This window comes from Bartonella sp. AP331QHHD, assembly GCF_042195905.1.
Lineage (GTDB): Bacteria > Pseudomonadota > Alphaproteobacteria > Rhizobiales > Rhizobiaceae > Bartonella.
Genome location: NZ_JBHIPG010000026.1, coordinates 41,237 through 59,806 on the forward strand (window position 1 = coordinate 41,237; position 18,570 = coordinate 59,806).

An 18,570-nucleotide genomic window follows, 5' to 3' on the forward strand; every position below is an offset into this window, starting at 1 on the left:
GGGATTTTCTTGTTCCTTTCTTCAACTTTTTCTCACACGCTAATTCTGCTTATGATATTGCAAGTGATAGGAAGAATCTGAAATCAGAAAATTTTGCGATATTCGGGGGACTAATATAAATGTAAAACAATTCATTATCCTTATAAATCAATATATTGTAAAAATTGAATCCGTTGAAAAACTAAAATCAATTAGGGAGAATAACTTTTGCTTTTGAAGGTAAATCAAACACTCAATTTACAAGTTACCATTATGATATAAAAGTGTTGCAGTAGCTAAAACATTTTCAGCATGCCCAGATACGCTTACTTTGCGCCATTCTTCTACTATTATTCCATTTGCATCAATTAAAAAAGTGCTCCGTTCAACTCCCATATATTTGCGTCCATACATGCTTTTCTCAACCCAAACACCATAAGCTTCGAGGGTCGTTTTTTCTTCATCAGAAACCAAGATGACATCAAGTTCATGTTTTATTTTAAATTTATCATGTTTTTTTACATTATCTGGAGAGATTCCAATAACAGCAACACCGATTTCATCAAATTTCATCTTTAATTTTGTGAAATCAAGTGCTTCACTTGTGCAACCACTGGTGTCATCTTTTGGATAAAAATATAAAACAACAGGCTTTCCTTTAAAGTCAGAAAGACACACTGTCTCTCCTCCATCGCGCGGCAAAGTAAAATCAGGAGCAAGAGCACCTTTCATTGGTCTTGTCATTGTTTTCATCTTTCTTTTTTGTGTAACAGGTATAAAATATCAGAGTACACAGAAGAAAAGAACTATTCAACTCTCTAGAATTTTATCGTTTTGAAGAGACTTTTATTTCCCTAACAAAATTCGCCCTATCACAACGATTGAATTGAAAGAACAAGCTCGACGTGAACAACATAAACAAAACAGCAAAAGATTATACTGGTTTCATCACAACATGTTTTTTCTTACCAAAAGAAAGTTTAATGGTTCCTTCTGCACTGACATCCCTTTCAATAATAAGATGTGTTTCATCCTCAATAATTTGATCATTTACACGGACACCTCCACCTTGAACGTGTCGGCGTGCCTCACTATTCGATCTAGCGAGTCCTGCTTGTACTAAAAGAGTGAGCAATCCAACACCTTTTTTTAATTCTGAGGCATTAATTTCAACAGTTGGAAGATTTTCTCCCAGAGTTTTTTCTTCAAACGTCTTGCGAGCCGTTTCTGCTGCTGCATCAGCAAGAACACGTCCATGCAACATTGCTGTAATTTCTGTTGCAAGAATTTTTTTTGCTTCGTTAATTTCAGTTCCTTGTAATAGAGAAAGTTTAAGAATCTCATCCATCGGCAATGGAGTATAGAGCTTTAGAAATCGTGTTACATCAGCATCTTCTGTATTGCGCCAGTATTGCCAAAATTGATAAGGTGAAAGTTTATCCGCATTTAGCCATACAGCCCCATTCAATGATTTACCCATTTTGGCACCGGAAGAGGTTGTCAGCAATGGTGATGTTAACGCATATAATTGCGGTGTTCCTAAACGATGTCCTAATTCGATTCCGTTAATAATGTTGCCCCACTGATCAGAGCCCCCCATTTGCATACGCAACCCATAACGTTTATAAAGTTCAACAAAGTCATAAGCTTGCAGAATCATATAATTAAACTCTAAGAATGACAAAGAGTGCTCACGCTCAAGTCTGAGTCTGACAGAATCAAATGACAACATACGGTTGACAGAAAAATGCTTTCCTACATCACGCAAAAATTCTAAGTAGTTTAAATTGCATAACCATTCAGCATTATTCACAATACAAGCATCGGTTTCTCGGTCACCGAATGTCAAATAGTTAGCAAATACCTTTTTAATACCATCAATATTTGCAGCAATATCATCTTGTGTCAGAAGGCGTCGCGCTTCGTCTTTGAAAGAAGGATCACCAATCAATCCGGTTCCTCCACCCATTAAAGCAATGGGGCGATGACCCGTTTTTTGTAACCAATAAAGCATCATAATCTGAAGAAGACTTCCAGCATGTAAACTCGATGCTGTTGGGTCAAATCCAGTATAAGCGCTTACAGTTTCTTTTGAAAAAAGATCATCTAAGCCTTTTTCATCTGAAATTTGGTGGATAAAACCACGTTCGCTCATAATGTGTAAAAAATCAGATTTAAAGGCAAACACAGATTTAATTTCCTAATTTAAGAGTGCATTTATTGTATATAATAGGCGATTATATAACGAATTATTAATGCGTTATCTATCATAACTGACGCACACCTCACAAGAGAAAGAGACATATTGGTAGTATAAAGATAATAATACAGGTATTATTTCCTTTTTACGCTAAAAAAGAAACTTCTTAGTAATAGAAAAAAGGTGTTCTGTTATTCTCATTTCTATCCTGAAATAAAATTTAGAAAAATTTTAAATGCAGACTAAAAAAATTACTTTGTTATGATCAGAGACGATTTTTGCTAATTTTTTATAAATCTATCGTATTTTCCTAAGTTAGTGAAAGTATTTCAGGAGGAGGAGCGAGAAGTTCATTGGAGATATGGTTATCCAAATAGTGGGCACATCGTTCAATAAGTTTTTCATGACATCCACTGAAAAAGTGATTAGCCTCTTCCAATATTTCTTGTGTAATGATGATACCTTTTTGTGTTTTTAATTTATCGACAAGTATTTGAACATCTTTTGGAGGGGCAACTTTATCGATACCGCCATGAATGATAAGTCCAGAAGAGGGACAAGGTGCAAGAAATGAAAAGTCATAAACATTAGGCTGAGGGGCAACTGAGATAAATCCCTCAATTTCCGGTCGGCGCATTAAAAGCTGCATACCAATCCATGCTCCAAATGAGTATCCTGCTACCCAACAATTTTTAGAGTCTGGATGTTGTGTCTGCACCCAATCGAGAGCAGCAGCAGCATCTGAAAGTTCTCCTATTCCATAATCAAATTCACCCTGACTACGACCAATACCACGAAAGTTAAAACGTAAAGTTGTAAAGCCACGTTGTTGGAACATATAAAAGAGGTCATAGACAATTTTATGATTCATAGTTCCACCAAATTGGGGATGAGGATGCAAAATGATCGCAATGGGTGCATTTTTTTGTTGTGAAGGTTGATAACGCCCTTCGAGCCGACCCGCGGGACCGTTAAAAATAATTTCTGGCATAAAATGCTCCTTAATGCAATAAAAGGCTCTCTTTGACCCTGGTCGACTTTTACCATAGAATCTCTTAAATAATTATTAGATATTCTTTTTTTAGTGCACTTTTCAAGAAAAATGCGCTATTTTTTCAATCAATTCATAAGATTAATGATTGCGATGTAAAATGGTTATAAAACGCCGATATTTTGATCATAACGCAACAACACCGCTCAAAAAAGTGGCACGGATAGCGTTACTGGAATCTTTAGAGATATTTGGTAATCCATCATCGGTTCATAAGGAAGGGCGTGCCGCTAAAACTTTGTTGCAAAAGTCCCGTCGGCAAATCGCTGAAAATCTTAAAACAGATCCAGATCACGTGGTATTTACCTCTGGTGCGAGTGAAGCCGCAATGACTTTGTTAACACCTTTTTACAATATGGGGAAAGCAAAAGTTAAATTTTCTCATCTTTACCTTGGAGCGACTGAACATCCCTCTGTTGCAGAGGGAGGACGTTTTTCTAAAGAATTGATAAGCGTCATTGATGTTGATCAAGATGGGCTCATACAACAAGATAAATTAACATCACTCTTAACGGTTCACGATAAAACAAAAGGTTTACCTCTTGTTGCTATTCAAGCTGCAAATAGTGAAACGGGTGTTATTCAACCGTTAACAGAAATCGCCGCTATTGTTCGGGATTTAGGAGGCACTCTTATAGTTGATTTGACACAATATGTAGATAAAAATTTTGTGGATATTCATCAGTTAGGAGGAGACTTTTTTATACTGTCTGCCCATAAAATTGGCGGTCCTAAAGGAATTGGTGCTTTTGTTTCATGTGGTAATCTTCTCATGCCACACCCTCTTATTATTGGAGGAGGACAAGAAAAAGGTCTCCGTGGAGGAACAGAAGCATTGCCCCTTATTGCTGCTTTTGGGGCAGCAATGACTGATTGCTTCACACAGGAGGAAATAAAACAGTTAATATATTTACGCAATAAATTAGAAGCTGGACTACAAAAAATAAGTAAAAATGTTGAGATTTTTGGCAAAAGAGTTCAACGTTTGCCAAATACAACTTACTTTACCGTGAAAAATATAAAAGCTGAAACGATGCAAATTGCTTTTGATTTAGAAGGGTTTTCTTTATCATCCGGCTCTGCCTGTTCTTCGGGAAAAGTAAAACAAAGCAAAGTGTTGGAGGCAATGGGGTATCATGTTCCAAATGGTGCCATTCGCATTTCGCTAGGGCGTGGCACAACTTCTGAAGATATTGATGATTTTCTGTCGTTTTTTTCTCAAATTATAAGCAGGAAAAAAGGGGAAGATTTATCATCAGAAAGTTATAAAAATTAGAATTATTTAAAAATAAAATAAGTTTGATTGAAATTTTTGCGCTTTACCTATAGCCTAGGAGATAACTTGCTTACTTTAATCTTGTAAAAAACAAGACTTTAGTTACCGGTTTTTGACGCCAAAAAATGGAGAAAATTTATGCCGGCAGTACAAGAAACGATACGCCAAGTACGTGAAATAGATGTTGACCAATATAAATATGGTTTTGAAACCAATATTGAAACCGATAAAGCTCCAAAAGGCTTAAATGAGGATATTATCAAATTTATTTCCGCTAAAAAAAATGAGCCTGAATGGATGCTAACATGGCGCTTAAAAGCTTACCGCCGTTGGCTGACAATGCAAGAGCCTCATTGGGCGCGTCTTGAATATCCTAAAATTGATTTTCAGGAGCTTTATTATTATGCTGCTCCAAAAAATCATACAGGACNCGCGTCTTGAATATCCTAAAATTGATTTTCAGGAGCTTTATTATTATGCTGCTCCAAAAAATCATACAGGACCAAAATCTTTGGATGAAGTGGATCCTGAGTTATTAGCAACGTACGAAAAACTTGGCATTCCCCTTAAAGAACAAGAGATTTTGGCAGGAGTAAGAAAACAGTCTGATCCCTCCACTTTTGATGACAGTATGTCTGTATCGGGGCAGGTGGCTGTTGATGCAGTCTTTGATTCTGTTTCTGTTGTAACAACATTCAAAAAAGAGCTGGCACGTGCTGGTGTGATTTTTTGTTCTATTTCAGAGGCGATTATTGAACATTCTGAGCTTATTAAAGAATATTTAGGAACAGTTGTACCTATAAGTGATAATTATTATGCGGCCTTAAATGCAGCTGTCTTTACAGATGGTTCATTTGTTTATATTCCTAAAGGGGTTCGTTGTCCTATGGAGCTTTCAACTTATTTTAGGATTAATGAACGCAACACTGGCCAATTTGAACGAACATTGATTATCGCCGCTGAAGATTCCTATGTTTCTTATCTTGAAGGGTGTACAGCACCCCAACGTGATGAAAACCAACTTCATGCTGCTGTTGTTGAGCTTATTGCCCTTGAAAATGCAGAGATTAAATATTCTACAGTACAAAACTGGTATCCTGGCGATAAAGATGGAAAGGGCGGTATTTATAATTTTGTGACGAAGCGTGGAGATTGTCGAGGTGATAGCTCTAAAATTTCATGGACACAAGTTGAAACCGGTTCTGCGATTACTTGGAAATATCCATCCTGCTTACTCCGTGGTAATAATGCGCGTGGAGAATTTTATTCTATTGCTGTTGCAAACGGTTATCAACAAATTGATTCTGGTACAAAAATGATTCATTTGGGAGAGAATACATCCAGTCGCATTATTTCCAAAGGTATTTCTGCAGGTTTTTCAAATAACACTTATCGGGGACAAGTCACAGCTCATCGAAAAGCACAAAATGCGCGTAACTTTACGCAATGTGATAGTTTGTTAATCGGAAATGATTGTGGTGCGCATACAGTTCCTTATATTGAAGCAAAAAATGCAACAGCTCAGTTTGAACATGAAGCCACAACATCAAAAATTTCTGATGACCAACTTTTTTATGTTATGCAAAGAGGAATTCCCGAAGAAGAAGCTATCGCATTAATTGTAAATGGTTTTGTAAAAGAGGTCATTCAAAAACTTCCCATGGAATTTGCTGTCGAAGCACAAAAGCTTATTAGTATTAGCCTTGAAGGTAGTGTTGGATAATTTTATTTAATTAGATAAATAGAAGACTTTATGTAAAAAGGCTGTAACGGTAGCACATAATGCTAAAAATGACCTCTATGGTAATTACAAAAGTAGATGGATGCTAAGGTAAAATAATACGCATTGATATCTGAAAAACAGCCAAAACAGGATTAAATTATGTTAGAGATCAAAAATTTGCACGCCCGTATTGCTGAAACCGATACAGAAATTATTCGTGGTTTAAACTTGACAGTTCAAGATGGAGAAGTTGCCGCTATCATGGGACAAAATGGAGCCGGAAAATCAACTTTATCTTATTTGCTTGCTGGTCGTGATGATTATCAAATAACAGAAGGAGATATTCTCTATAATGGACAATCACTTTTAGAAATGGATCCAGCAGAACGTGCTGCATATGGTGTTTTTCTTGCATTTCAATATCCAATGGAAATACCAGGGGTAGCAACAATGGAATTTTTAAAAGTTGCGATGAATTCTCAACGCAAAGCGCGAGGTGACGAAGAACTTAAAATTCCTGAATTTATAAAATGTGTTAAAGAAGTTTCAGCCAAACTTGAAATAGATATGGATATGCTAAAGCGTCCATTAAATGTAGGTTTTTCAGGTGGAGAAAAAAAACGCGCTGAAATTTTACAAATGGCACTTCTTGAACCTACACTTTGCATTTTAGATGAAACGGATTCTGGTTTAGATATTGATGCACTAAAAATTGTTGCAGATGGTGTTAATAAACTTCGGGATTCAAAACGTTCATTTTTGGTGATTACCCATTATCAACGGCTGCTTAATTATATTATTCCTGATACGGTACATGTTCTTTATAAAGGACAAATTATCAAAAGCGGTGATAAATCCTTAGCGCTTTATTTAGAGGAAAATGGGTATGCTGATCTTATTAGGGAAGCGGTTTGAGGTTATTAAATATGAATGCACAGCAAAACTTGTTAGCGGTTGAAGAAAATATACTCAGTAATTTCAATCAGTATGTAAACCACTTACCTGGTGATAAAGCTGTACAGGAAATCCGCAAGAAAACTATTGAGCAGTTTCAAATGACACGGCTTCCTTCCCGTAAAATCGAAAGTTGGCATTATACCAATCTGCGTACCTTACTGAAGTCTATTAGCAATTTTTCAAAAGTTCAAGACAATCAATTGGTTGATGCATTGCTTTCAGAAAGTGCTGTTTTCTCCATAAACAATGGAAAAACATCGATAGAGTCAAAGGTAGACAACATTGCAGTAAAACGCCTTTCAGACGCATTAGAAGATAATTCTGTACAGATAAATCAAAACATTTCTGATGACAATTTTATTGGACAGTTAAATACAGCTTTTGTTACAGATGGTTGGCTTTTTCACATCCCTGAAAATACAAAGTTAAATATCCCCATTGAATTACAAAATATACAAATGGGGGGACAATCTCATATTTTTTCGGATATAAAAGTTGATAAAAATAGTCAAGTTATGTTTATTGAACATCAGGTTGGCAATGATAAAGATACCTTTGTCAGTTCAATATTTTCATTAAATGTTGCTGCTGATAGTGATGTTACGTGGATTCTCATTCGCAATCGTGATTTTAATTCTACACAATTTGGTCGATTTTGTGCTGTTCTTGATCAAAGAGCGAAGTTATCACTTTATGTCATTAATATAGGGAGTCAATTAAATCGCCAAGAAATCGATATTGAATTACAGGGAGAAGAATCTGATTTTCAATTACGCGTCATAAATTTATTATCAGGACAAACACATAGTGATCTTACAATGACTGTTCGTCACGTGGAAGAAAAATCAACATCAACCGAAATTATACGCAATGTGGTTACAGATAAGGCTGTTGGTGTTTTCCAAGGAATAATACGTGTTTCTCAAAAAGCGCAAAAAACAGATGCACGCATGGCTTGTAATAGCCTTATTCTTTCAGATGATGCAGAATTTAATGCAAAGCCTGAACTAGAGATTTTTGCTGATGATGTTGCATGTGGTCATGGTGCAACAGTTGCTAATATTAATCATGATTATCTTTTTTATCTTATGACACGTGGTATCCCATTTAAAACGGCGCGAGCACTTTTGATTAAAGGATTTATCTCTGAGCTCATTGATGACATCAAGCAAGATAATATTCAAATCGTTTTGGAGAATATCATTAGTAAATGGCTTGAAAAAAATGTTTAAGGTAGAAAAAATGGAAAATAACGTACAAACATTTACTTATAATGTCGAAGAAATTCGGCGTGATTTTCCTATTTTGCACCATCAAGTTTATGGAAAGCGATTAGCATATCTTGATAGTAGTGCTTCTGCCCAAAAACCAATGTCAGTACTCAATGCAATGAATAATTATTATCACTATAGTTATGCTAATGTGCATAGGGGAATGTATTTTTTAGCCAATATAGCAACACAATCCTATGAAAATTCTCGTGAAACCGTTCGTGTTTTTCTAAATGCTCAAAAAGCTGAAGAAATTGTTTTTACGAAAAATGCAACAGAAGCTATTAATACTGTTGCTTATGGTTGGGCGATGCCAAAACTCAAAGAAGGTGATGAGATTGTTCTAACGATCATGGAACATCATTCAAATATTATTCCTTGGCATTTTCTCCGTGAACAAAAAGGTGTTAAACTTATTTTTGTTCCTGTCGATGAAAATGGTGTTCTGCACATTGAAGATTTCCAAAAGGCTTTAAGCGAAAAAACGCGGCTTGTTGCTATAACGCATATGTCCAATATATTAGGAACTGTGCCTCCTGTTAAAGAGATTATTAAGCTAGCACATCAAAATTCTATTCCTGTTCTTGTTGATGGTTCTCAAGGAGCAGTACATTTAACCGTTGATGTGCAAGATCTCGATTGTGATTGGTATGTCTTTACAGGTCATAAGCTTTATGGACCCACTGGTATTGGTGTTTTGTACGGTAAAGAAGATAGATTAGAAGAAATGCGTCCTTTTCAAGGGGGAGGGGAAATGATCGAGGAGGTAACAACCGATAAGGTTTTTTATAATGCTCCTCCTTACCGTTTTGAAGCAGGCACTCCTCCTATCGTTGAAGCTATTGGATTAACTGCGGCTATTGATTATATACAAGAGAAAGGTCGTAGCACGATTCATGCCCATGAGAGGTCCCTTTTAGCTTATGCGCAGGAAAAACTTAAAATGGTTGAGTCATTGCGTATTTATGGTCATTCTCCCAATAAAGGAGCTATTATATCATTTACAATTGAAGGGATTCACGCCCATGATATCGCTATGTTTATTGATAGAAAAGGAGTTGCAATCCGCGCGGGAACCCATTGTGCACAGCCTTTATTACAGCGCTTTGGTCTAACATCTATTTGCCGCGCATCGTTAGCCATGTATAACACTCAAGAGGATATAGATCAATTAGTAGAAGCATTGCAAGAAACAAGGACATTTTTTAATGGCTGAATCAATTGAAGAGCGTCATTCTACAGAATCCGTTGAAACTGTAAGCGAAAATAAAAAATCTTACATATCAGCAATTCCAGCAGACGAAATTGATCGTATGACAAATGATATTATTGCTGCTCTCAAAACAGTTTATGATCCAGAGATTCCTGCTGATATTTATGAGCTAGGATTGATTTATCGTATTGATATTGACGATGATCGTTCAGTAAAAATTGAAATGACTCTTACAGCACCGGGATGTCCTGTTGCAGGTGAAATGCCGGGGTGGGTAGAAAATGCAGTCAGTGCAGTTGAAGGGGTTTCGTATGTTGAAGTCACTATGACTTTTGATCCACCATGGACACCTGATTGTATGTCAGAAGAAGCTCAAATTGCTGTCGGATGGTACTAAAAGTATTGTTAAGAGACTCTAATTTAGCCATTCATGAATAAGCTGTTTACTTTTCATAAGCGTTTAAATTTAAGGACGATCGCATGAGTTATAATAAACAAAAACTAGAACTCACTTGGATTGGAAAAGAAAAACGCCCAAAACTAGAGCCTCGTATTTTATTGGAAGATCTTGAAAAATCTTATCACGCTCCGCACCAAGTATCTACCCAAGATATTTTTGATAATAAACTCATTTTTGGTGATAATTTACTCGCACTCAAAGCGCTTGAACAAGAATATATGGGGAAGGTAAAATGTATCTATATCGATCCGCCTTATAATACAGGCAATGCCTTTGAACATTATGAAGATGGTTTGGAGCATTCCCTATGGCTAAGCCTTATGAGAGACAGGCTAGAATTGTTACATCATTTACTGGCGGATGATGGAAGTATCTGGATATCAATTGATGATGATGAACAAGCCTATCTTAAAGTGATGATGGATGAAATTTTTGGTCGCCAAAATTTCATCAACAATATTATTTGGCAAAAGAAATATGCTCCACAAAATGATACAAAATGGCTTTCTGATAATCATGATTTTATAATGGTTTATGCCAAAGACAAAACGATTTGGCGCCCTCAATTGCTTCCTCGTTCAAACGATATGGATGCGCGCTATAAAAATCCTGATAATGATCCTCGCGGTCCTTGGAAATCTGGAGATTTATCTGTAAAAAGAGTAACACCTAAGGATATTTATGAAATCATCACACCTTCTGGACGCAAGGTAATGCCTCCTAATGGTAGAAGTTGGGCTATGAATAAAAAAAAATTCTTTGAATTATTGAATGATAATCGTATTTGGTTTGGCCCCACAGGAAGCAATGTTCCTTCTTTGAAGCGTTTTTTATCAGAAGTAAAAAATGGCATGGTTTCAATGACCATTTGGCCTTATCAGGAAGTTGGCCATAATCAAGATGCAAAAAAAGAAGCCAAAGTCTTCAATTCTGATAGTGTCTTTACAACTCCTAAACCGGAACGTTTAATGGAACGCATTATTCAACTTGCCACTAATCCCGGTGATCTTGTACTGGATTCTTTTGCTGGTTCTGGCACAACCGGTGCTGTTGCCCATAAAATGGGAAGGAAGTGGATTATGATTGAACTTGGTGAGCATTGTCACACCCACATTATCCCTCGTTTAAAACAAGTCATTGATGGAACTGATCAAGGGGGAATTTCCAAAAGTGTCAATTGGCAAGGTGGCGGTGGATTCCGTTATTATCGCCTTGCACCTTCTCTGTTGCAAAAGGATCCATGGGGACAATGGATTATTAGTCGCGAATATAATGCTGCGATGCTTTCAGAAGCAATGTGCAAACATATGGGATTTACCTATGCACCTGATGAAAATCATTATTGGATGCAAGGGTATTCAACCGAAACAGATTATATTTATGTCACAACAAGCGCTATGACCCATGAACAACTCCGTATAATGAGTGAAGAGGTAGGCTCTCATCGCACGTTGCTGATTTGTGGTACAGCCTTTGATACAAAATCAGCATCCTTTGAAAATCTGACACTCACTAAAATCCCCCGTGCAATATTAGAAAAATGCGAATGGGGAAGGGACGATTACAGTTTAAATGTAGCCAATCTTGAACCAGTAATTGTGGTAAAAGAAAACAGCAAAAATAAAGATATTGCGCAAGCAGAATTAGATCTATTTGAATAATATATAAAAAGCGGAGTTTTTCATGAACACTGTTGAACAAAGGATTTCTGCTCGCTTATCGTTGCGTGATCCTCAACGTGAATCTTTAAATATTTTGGTAAAAATCTTAGAAAATATAGAGCTTTCTAAAAATGCTGATTTGGTTGCAGAGTTAGAAGTGATAAAAAATCTTTATCCTTCTGTACAAGATTTTGAACGAAACTTTCCCTCTTTTTGTTTTGCCTTAGCAACGGGTGTTGGGAAAACGCGACTTATGGGGGCTTTTATCAGCTATCTTTATTTAACAGGTCGTAGTCGCCATTTTTTTGTTTTAGCGCCAAATTTGACTATTTATGAAAAGTTAAAACAGGATTTTAGTCCCCAAAGTCCGAAGTATGTTTTCAGTGGAATGAGTGAATTTATTGCCAATAGACCCGTTATTATTACAGGTGAAGATTATGAAAGTGGTAAAGGTATTCGCGTTGATGAACACCATATTCAAGGACAAAAGCGTTTGTTTGAGAATAGAGATACGGCCTTTATCAATATTTTTAATATTTCTAAAATTAATACAACGGATAATAAAAAAGGCGCACTAAAATCTAGTATTCCGCGAATTAAACGCTTACAAGAAACGATTGGTGAAAGTTATTTTGATTATCTCGCAAATCTTCCTGATTTAGTTTTGTTAATGGATGAAGCACATCGTTATCGAGCTTCTGCTGGTGCGGCAGCAATTAATGAGTTAAAACCTGTTTTAGGAATAGAGCTTACAGCGACACCAAAAACAATAGGTGCAAAACCCGTAGATTTTAAAAATGTTGTCTATAGTTATTCACTTGCAGAGGCTATGAGAGATGGTTTTGTAAAAGAGCCTGCTGTTGCTACACGTAAAGATTTTCAACCTCAAAATTATACATCTGAACAATTAGAACATATCAAATTACAAGATGCAATTCATGCCCATGAAAACGTGAAAGCAGATTTAATTGTCTATGCAAAAGATTATAACAAAAAGTTCGTTAAGCCTTTTATTTTAGTTGTCGCTCAAGATACAAATCATGCACAGAAATTGCGTGATTTATTGGAAACAGATGATTTTTTTGCAGGAGCTTATAAGGGAAAAGTTATAGAGATTCATACAAAACAGTCGAATATAGAAGAAGATCAAAATATTCAAAAGCTGATTGCAATTGAAGATTCTCATGACTCAACAGAAATTGTTATTCACGTTAATAAATTAAAGGAGGGGTGGGATGTTACGAATCTCTATACTATTGTACCGTTGCGTGCATCGGCTTCAGAAATTTTAACAGAGCAAACAATTGGGCGTGGATTGCGTTTGCCTTATGGGTATAGAACAGGCGTGGAAGCTATTGATCGTTTAACAATTATTGCGCATGATCGTTTTCAAGATATTATTGATCGTGCAAACGATCCAAACTCAATTATAAAAAAGCATATTGAGATTGGAACAGGAGGGAATATCCCCTTTGAAAAGACCGATATAGTGACAGTTCCAAGTCAAGTAGAAGCTTTATTGATGCAAACGATGGTAATACGTAATTCCGATATAAATGGAGCATCTTCTGATTTACAAGGTATCATATTACGTCATACAGATTCCCCTACATTAACGCCTGAAGAGCAAGATATTGCAGCGATCGCGTGGGATCTTATCAAAGAGAATGATAAATTGCCAAGTTCTCAAATGCTTTGTTCTGCACAGATACAAGAAAAAATTGCTAATAAAGTTATGAATATTAAGCCTTCATCACAAAAGTCTCTTGTATCAAAAGTGGTGACAATTCTGACAAAACAATTAACAGAACTAATAATAGATATTCCAAATATTATACTCATTCCTTCGCGTGATGTTACTTATGGTTTTTATGATTTTGATTTGGAAAATTTAGAAAACTTAAATTTTCAACCTGTTAGTAAAGAACTTTTAATTCGAGAATTGCGTACCCATAAAAGCATTTTTCTCACATCTAAGAATGAATATGTCAAAGAGCCTTATCTTGAAAACTACATCATTCGTGGTTTGATTGATAATGACTTTGTCGATTATGATAACCATACGCTCTTATTACGAAAATTAGCTAGTCAGATAGTAGAACATTTCCGATCTTATTTACCCAATGATACAGCTGTTGAGAACGTATTAATTCACTATCAGCACAAGCTTACTAGTTTTATTGTTGCGCAATTAAGAGAACATCAATGGGAAACGCAAAAAGATTATGCGGTTAAAGTTACACGAGGTTTTACAACTTTACAACCTATCCATTATGTGTTGCCGCAAGGGACGTCTCCTCTTGACTTTCGTAATATTCCTGCCATTAAAAGCGATATTAAAAAACTTGTATTCAGCGGCTTTAGAAAATGCTGTTATCCTTTACAAAAGTTTGATTCAGTAGAAGGGGAATTACGATTTGCTCAAATATTAGAGGATGATGCACAAGTCTTGAAATGGATGAAACCCGCTCGAGGTTTTTTCAGAATAGAATATGATAAAGGATCAATCTATGAACCAGACTTTGTTGTAGAAACGAAGGATGCCAAATATCTTTGTGAGCCTAAAAAAGCCTCTGAAATGCAAAATCCTATTGTTTTAAAAAAGAGAGAAGCTGCAGTTCAATGGTGTTGTCATGCAACGCGCTATGCGGCGACTTATGGCGATAAAAAATGGTATTATGTTCTTATTCCCCATGATGCTATTAAAGCAAATAGTAGTTTTGAAGGTTTGTGTGCAGAGTTTACCATTTCAGAATCTATACTTGAGAGCTTATAACTTTTTGCTTCAAAAATAAAACACATAAGTTTTTTAATTGACGGGTGTGAGGTTTAATCAAATGTTTGAATAATTATTTTTAACTTTTTTCTAACGACGTTAAAATAAAAAGAAAAATGTATAGAAAAGTTATACAAGATTATGCTTTTGTATGGGGATTTGTAGCACATTCACACTTTTTTATAAAAGTACAATCTTATTTTCATTATGTAAAAAAATCTTTGAGTTTATAGTCATAAATTAAAAAAAATATTTTAATTTTATTGAGTAATTTGATAAATGTTCTTTTTTTAAAAAACTTAAACAGTTTATTGTTCTTTCATTTAAAACGCCTGAATATAATGAAATACCCAGAGGATAAAAGGGGGAGTTTTTCATATGACTTTAAATTTAACAAACACTGTTTTTAATTTTTTAAAGAAAAACCCGACAAAAAAGTTTACAGCTCGAGAAATTGCTCAATGGATATTTGAAAATTACCCAGAAAAATGCCTTCAAAAACAAAAGAATTCAACGGCAATAATCACTCCCCTTAATAGTGATGCGGCTCTTATTCAGCAAATTGTTGCTGAAATAGGGGCAAAACGCCCTCAGTTACAAAAGCGTTATTCAGAAATTAAAACCACTGAAGGACGACCGAGACAATATTATTTTACTGAACAAACAGATAGTGCTGAAATTGATGCAATAGAGGACAATGCAAAGAGTAGAACAGAAGATGGCTCTGTTAAAGAGCATGATCTTTATCCATTATTATCTAAATTTTTATGGTCAGAGCTTGCAGTTTATAGCAAGCGCATTAATGAGAAATGTTCTCGTAATAAACATGGTGCAGGCGGAAATAAATGGCTTTATCCAGATCTCGTAGGGATGCAAGATTTAAGCAAGGAATGGAATCGTGAAATCAAAGCCTGTATTTTGCAATATTTTGATAAAAAGACAAAGCTTTGGTCTTTTGAAGTAAAAATTCTCATCAATCGTTCAAATTTACGAAAAGCATTTTTTCAAACAGTTAGTAATTCTTCATGGGCTAATTTGAGTTATTTAGTTGCTAGTGAAATTGAAGGAGTTGATACATTAAAAGAGCTTCGGATGCTTTCAAGTTTGCATGGAATTGGATTTATAAGACTTAATAAGGAAAACTCTTCCGAGAGTGAGATCTTAATTCCTGCCAAAGAACGTAGTGATATTGATTGGGATACTGCTAATAGATTAGTGGAGGAAAACGAAGATTTTCTTGATTATATTAAGCTCATTCGTCAATTTTATCAAACTGGTGAGATGCGTCCTCTAGATTGGGATCATATGTATCTATGAGGGGTATTTTTAAAAAGACTCTATTGTTTAAAAGCTTTTTTTCAGAATGATGAAAATTACTCTAACTATTTTATTTGTCTTATTATATTGGTATAATATGTTGATTTACTAATGATAATTAGTCTTTAAACTTAAATGAGGGGAATGAATATCCTAGTATTCAATCCTTTCAAACCATCTCATATTGATATTGTATCAATTAAAATTTTTCTCACGTACCTCATGAGTAGGGTTGAGTAGGGGAAGAGTAAAAATTCTGTTTTAAGCCTGTTCTATTTTGTGCATTGAGCGTGATTCCATTAAATACTAGACTTAATGATTATAATTTATTATAAATTTGCTATTATAGAGGGTGAAATTCGACTTTTTTGCTTTGTTTACATCAAGCATGGAAAATATTACTTCCTCATATTGAAGTCTTCTTACGGAGAATTTACACTACTATTTCTTTAATTTCCATTGCTGTTCGTTTTGATGATTACTAAGCTTTTTGTTATCCGAAGTAAACATTCAAAAAAACATTAATTTTATAAAATATTCACATAGTTTACTCAATTTCTTGAAATAGATTTAAAAAATAAATTTCTCTCACACCTTATGGTAAAGGAAGTGTGTACTGTCGCAGTCTGCCACAATACTCTCTTTATTTTTCAATAATACCGCACGCTAAACGTGCACCACCTCCGCCAAGCGGTAATGGTTTATCTGATTGATTATCAGCCCCTAAATGAATGACTAAAGAGCGCCCTTTAATTTCAGAGATTTTTTTTAATCGTGGAGCAAGAACGCTCATTATGGCATATCCCTGCTTATCAACATAAAGTGCTGGTAAATCACCAAGATGACCATTGACATTATAAGGTCCTAAATGTTTTCCGGTATGTTCCGGATCATAATGTCCACCTGCGCTTCCACCAATTATGCCATCTTTTGTATCACATGAAGGATTTACATGTACATGAAAACCATGCATTCCTTCTGATAAAGTAGATAAATTAGGGATGAAAATCAAACCGTATGTGGTTTCTTCAATTTTAATGCTACCAATAGCCTTTTTGGAATTGTTATATTCTAATTTATAAATATTTACTTGTTTTGATAGTGCTAATGCAGAATTTTTATGAATTAAAAATGCCATAAAAAACAATAATGATAATAATATTTTTTTCATAAAATACCTTTATACTTATATTTTAATATATTGTTGTCTATAAATAACAATCTATATTAATGATATATTATATAAATGTCTTAAATTTAACTTTAAGAAAAATAATTTACATAGAAATATTCTGTTATTAGAAAGAGCAAATAAATTAAAGTGTGTTTATATATATTTCTGAACATAACTTTTATTTTTTGATCTATAAAAAATACAGCTTTTATGGATGGATAATTATATCTCACTTACATTTCTTCAAGAGATGCTTTTAAAAAATCTACTTTTTGAGGTATAATAAGAAATTAAATAAGGAATTTTAGTAAGTTAGCTATTATTTCATTTACAATATGATGATCGTTTCATCAAAAAAAGAACATATAATTTGTTGATGATTTAATTGTTTTTCATAGAAAAAATGACGAGAAATTTCTATTCATTATGAAATTTATAAGAGAAAAAATTATTATGATTCATATAAATTTCCCAATAAAATACAGCATATACCGACACTCCCTCCCATTCCTGATCCTATCAGTGCTCCTATTATTATTCCGGAAGAAAGTGCTACTCCTATACCCATTGCGATAACTGGACCAAATCCTGGAAGAGCAATATAACCATAAGCTGCAAGAGTTGCCGCGATAGCTCCTGATATGCTACCATTTAAACCGCCAATGAAAGCAAATTCTTTAATAGAATGGTAGCACTTTTTTAATTTTTTTTTCTTACAGCTGTGAAAAGAAACGTTGCTGTAAGTTTTTAAATCAATCATATTCTTTTCTTTCATTTTGAATGCTAACTGTTCCTGAATAGTCAACGGATACGAAAAAATGGGACTTTTTAAATTTTACTAAAGCACGCCAGATACCATTGTCATCTAAGCGCAATCGTTTAATATTCTCAAAACCATTTTGCATAAGACAATTTTTAACTTGTGAAGCAGTAAATGAGTTCTGACCTATTTTAGTGACCTTTTGAGTAGAGCTATAGGTAAAGGTTTGACAATAAGGAAGGTAAAAAACTTCACTTATTGAAGTCGTGACTATCAACGAGACACATGCAATCATTATAAAAAAAGTACTTAATTTCAAAAAATTATTTAGTGTCATCTTGTTACCATTTGTTGAAACAACACTTCATTAACCTCTGTGTTACTAACAGGTTCCAAAGATGATTTTATTTTTAATATTATACTTAACAATAAAAATTTTTAAAAATATATTGATTAAATAAAACTGTTTTTTTATTATTTATTTTCTTATTAAAATTAATTTTATAAAATAACTTTTTCAAAACGGTATTATTTTTCACTTTATTTATAGTTCTAAATTTAACAGCTATGATTTAGCAAGATATCTTTATAATTTAATTTGTAGTATATAATTCAGTTTTCTCTTATTTCATATCAATATACTAAATATATATAATAATTTTTAATAAAAAATAATTTACAGTTATATTAATTAAACATGTTATTATTATAAATAAATCAAATAAATATAATTAATTATTTTAATATAAATT

Annotated in this window: 14 protein-coding genes and 1 pseudogene; 9 read left to right on the forward strand and 6 right to left on the reverse strand. The window is 34.3% G+C overall.

Annotated features, from left to right (window positions below; all coding sequences use genetic code 11):
* Positions 1-237: 237 nt before the first annotated feature.
* The 3 genes from ACFIMS_RS02775 to ACFIMS_RS02785 form a co-directional block, all read right to left on the reverse strand.
* Positions 238-723, reverse strand: a complete 486-nt coding sequence (locus ACFIMS_RS02775) for a peroxiredoxin (protein ID WP_375611894.1) — start codon at positions 721-723, stop codon at positions 238-240.
* Between the two features lie 190 nt (positions 724-913).
* On the reverse strand, positions 914-2,167 hold the full coding sequence (gene tyrS, locus ACFIMS_RS02780) for a tyrosine--tRNA ligase (RefSeq protein WP_375638395.1): 1,254 nt from the start codon (positions 2,165-2,167) through the stop codon (positions 914-916).
* A gap of 322 nt (positions 2,168-2,489) precedes the next feature.
* Positions 2,490-3,170 (reverse strand): alpha/beta hydrolase, encoded by a 681-nt coding sequence (locus ACFIMS_RS02785; protein WP_375613441.1) that lies wholly within the window; start codon positions 3,168-3,170, stop codon positions 2,490-2,492.
* 160 nt (positions 3,171-3,330) lie between these two features.
* Here ACFIMS_RS02785 and ACFIMS_RS02790 point away from each other — a divergent pair, with 160 nt between their 5' ends.
* From ACFIMS_RS02790 to ACFIMS_RS02830, 9 genes and pseudogenes are all read left to right on the forward strand, one after another.
* Complete coding sequence (locus ACFIMS_RS02790; RefSeq protein ID WP_375628096.1) at positions 3,331-4,506, forward strand: cysteine desulfurase family protein; 1,176 nt, start codon at positions 3,331-3,333, stop codon at positions 4,504-4,506.
* 138 nt (positions 4,507-4,644) lie between these two features.
* A pseudogene (gene sufB, locus ACFIMS_RS02795) lies at positions 4,645-6,229 on the forward strand (Fe-S cluster assembly protein SufB).
* Between the two features lie 159 nt (positions 6,230-6,388).
* Entirely contained in the window at positions 6,389-7,144 is a 756-nt protein-coding gene (gene sufC / locus ACFIMS_RS02800) for a Fe-S cluster assembly ATPase SufC (RefSeq protein WP_375696375.1), read from the forward strand.
* Between the two features lie 11 nt (positions 7,145-7,155).
* Positions 7,156-8,418, forward strand: a complete 1,263-nt coding sequence (sufD, locus tag ACFIMS_RS02805; protein ID WP_375696382.1) for a Fe-S cluster assembly protein SufD — start codon at positions 7,156-7,158, stop codon at positions 8,416-8,418.
* Between the two features lie 10 nt (positions 8,419-8,428).
* On the forward strand, positions 8,429-9,673 hold the full coding sequence (locus tag ACFIMS_RS02810; protein ID WP_375618154.1) for a cysteine desulfurase: 1,245 nt from the start codon (positions 8,429-8,431) through the stop codon (positions 9,671-9,673).
* Positions 9,666-10,067 (forward strand): SUF system Fe-S cluster assembly protein, encoded by a 402-nt coding sequence (locus ACFIMS_RS02815; RefSeq protein ID WP_375628101.1) that lies wholly within the window; start codon positions 9,666-9,668, stop codon positions 10,065-10,067. The genes ACFIMS_RS02810 and ACFIMS_RS02815 overlap by 8 nt, the downstream gene beginning before the upstream one ends.
* Before the next feature lie 83 nt (positions 10,068-10,150).
* Positions 10,151-11,791 (forward strand): site-specific DNA-methyltransferase, encoded by a 1,641-nt coding sequence (locus tag ACFIMS_RS02820; RefSeq protein ID WP_375681238.1) that lies wholly within the window; start codon positions 10,151-10,153, stop codon positions 11,789-11,791.
* Positions 11,792-11,813: 22 nt separating this feature from the next.
* Positions 11,814-14,567: a DEAD/DEAH box helicase gene (locus tag ACFIMS_RS02825; RefSeq protein WP_375696376.1), complete on the forward strand. Its 2,754-nt coding sequence runs from the start codon at positions 11,814-11,816 to the stop codon at positions 14,565-14,567.
* Between the two features lie 378 nt (positions 14,568-14,945).
* Positions 14,946-15,884, forward strand: a complete 939-nt coding sequence (locus ACFIMS_RS02830) for a COG2958 family protein (RefSeq protein ID WP_375696377.1) — start codon at positions 14,946-14,948, stop codon at positions 15,882-15,884.
* 643 nt (positions 15,885-16,527) lie between these two features.
* On the opposite strand, the gene sodC is transcribed toward ACFIMS_RS02830, so the two are convergent.
* The 3 genes from sodC to ACFIMS_RS02845 form a co-directional block, all read right to left on the reverse strand.
* A complete protein-coding gene (sodC, locus tag ACFIMS_RS02835) occupies positions 16,528-17,055 on the reverse strand; it encodes a superoxide dismutase [Cu-Zn] SodC (RefSeq protein WP_375632234.1) in 528 nt (175 codons plus the stop codon).
* A 454-nt stretch (positions 17,056-17,509) separates the two neighbouring features.
* A complete protein-coding gene (locus tag ACFIMS_RS02840) occupies positions 17,510-17,833 on the reverse strand; it encodes a hypothetical protein (protein ID WP_375675849.1) in 324 nt (107 codons plus the stop codon).
* Complete coding sequence (locus ACFIMS_RS02845; RefSeq protein ID WP_375638399.1) at positions 17,811-18,155, reverse strand: hypothetical protein; 345 nt, start codon at positions 18,153-18,155, stop codon at positions 17,811-17,813. Before ACFIMS_RS02845 ends, ACFIMS_RS02840 begins: the two co-directional genes overlap by 23 nt.
* Positions 18,156-18,570 lie beyond the last annotated feature (415 nt).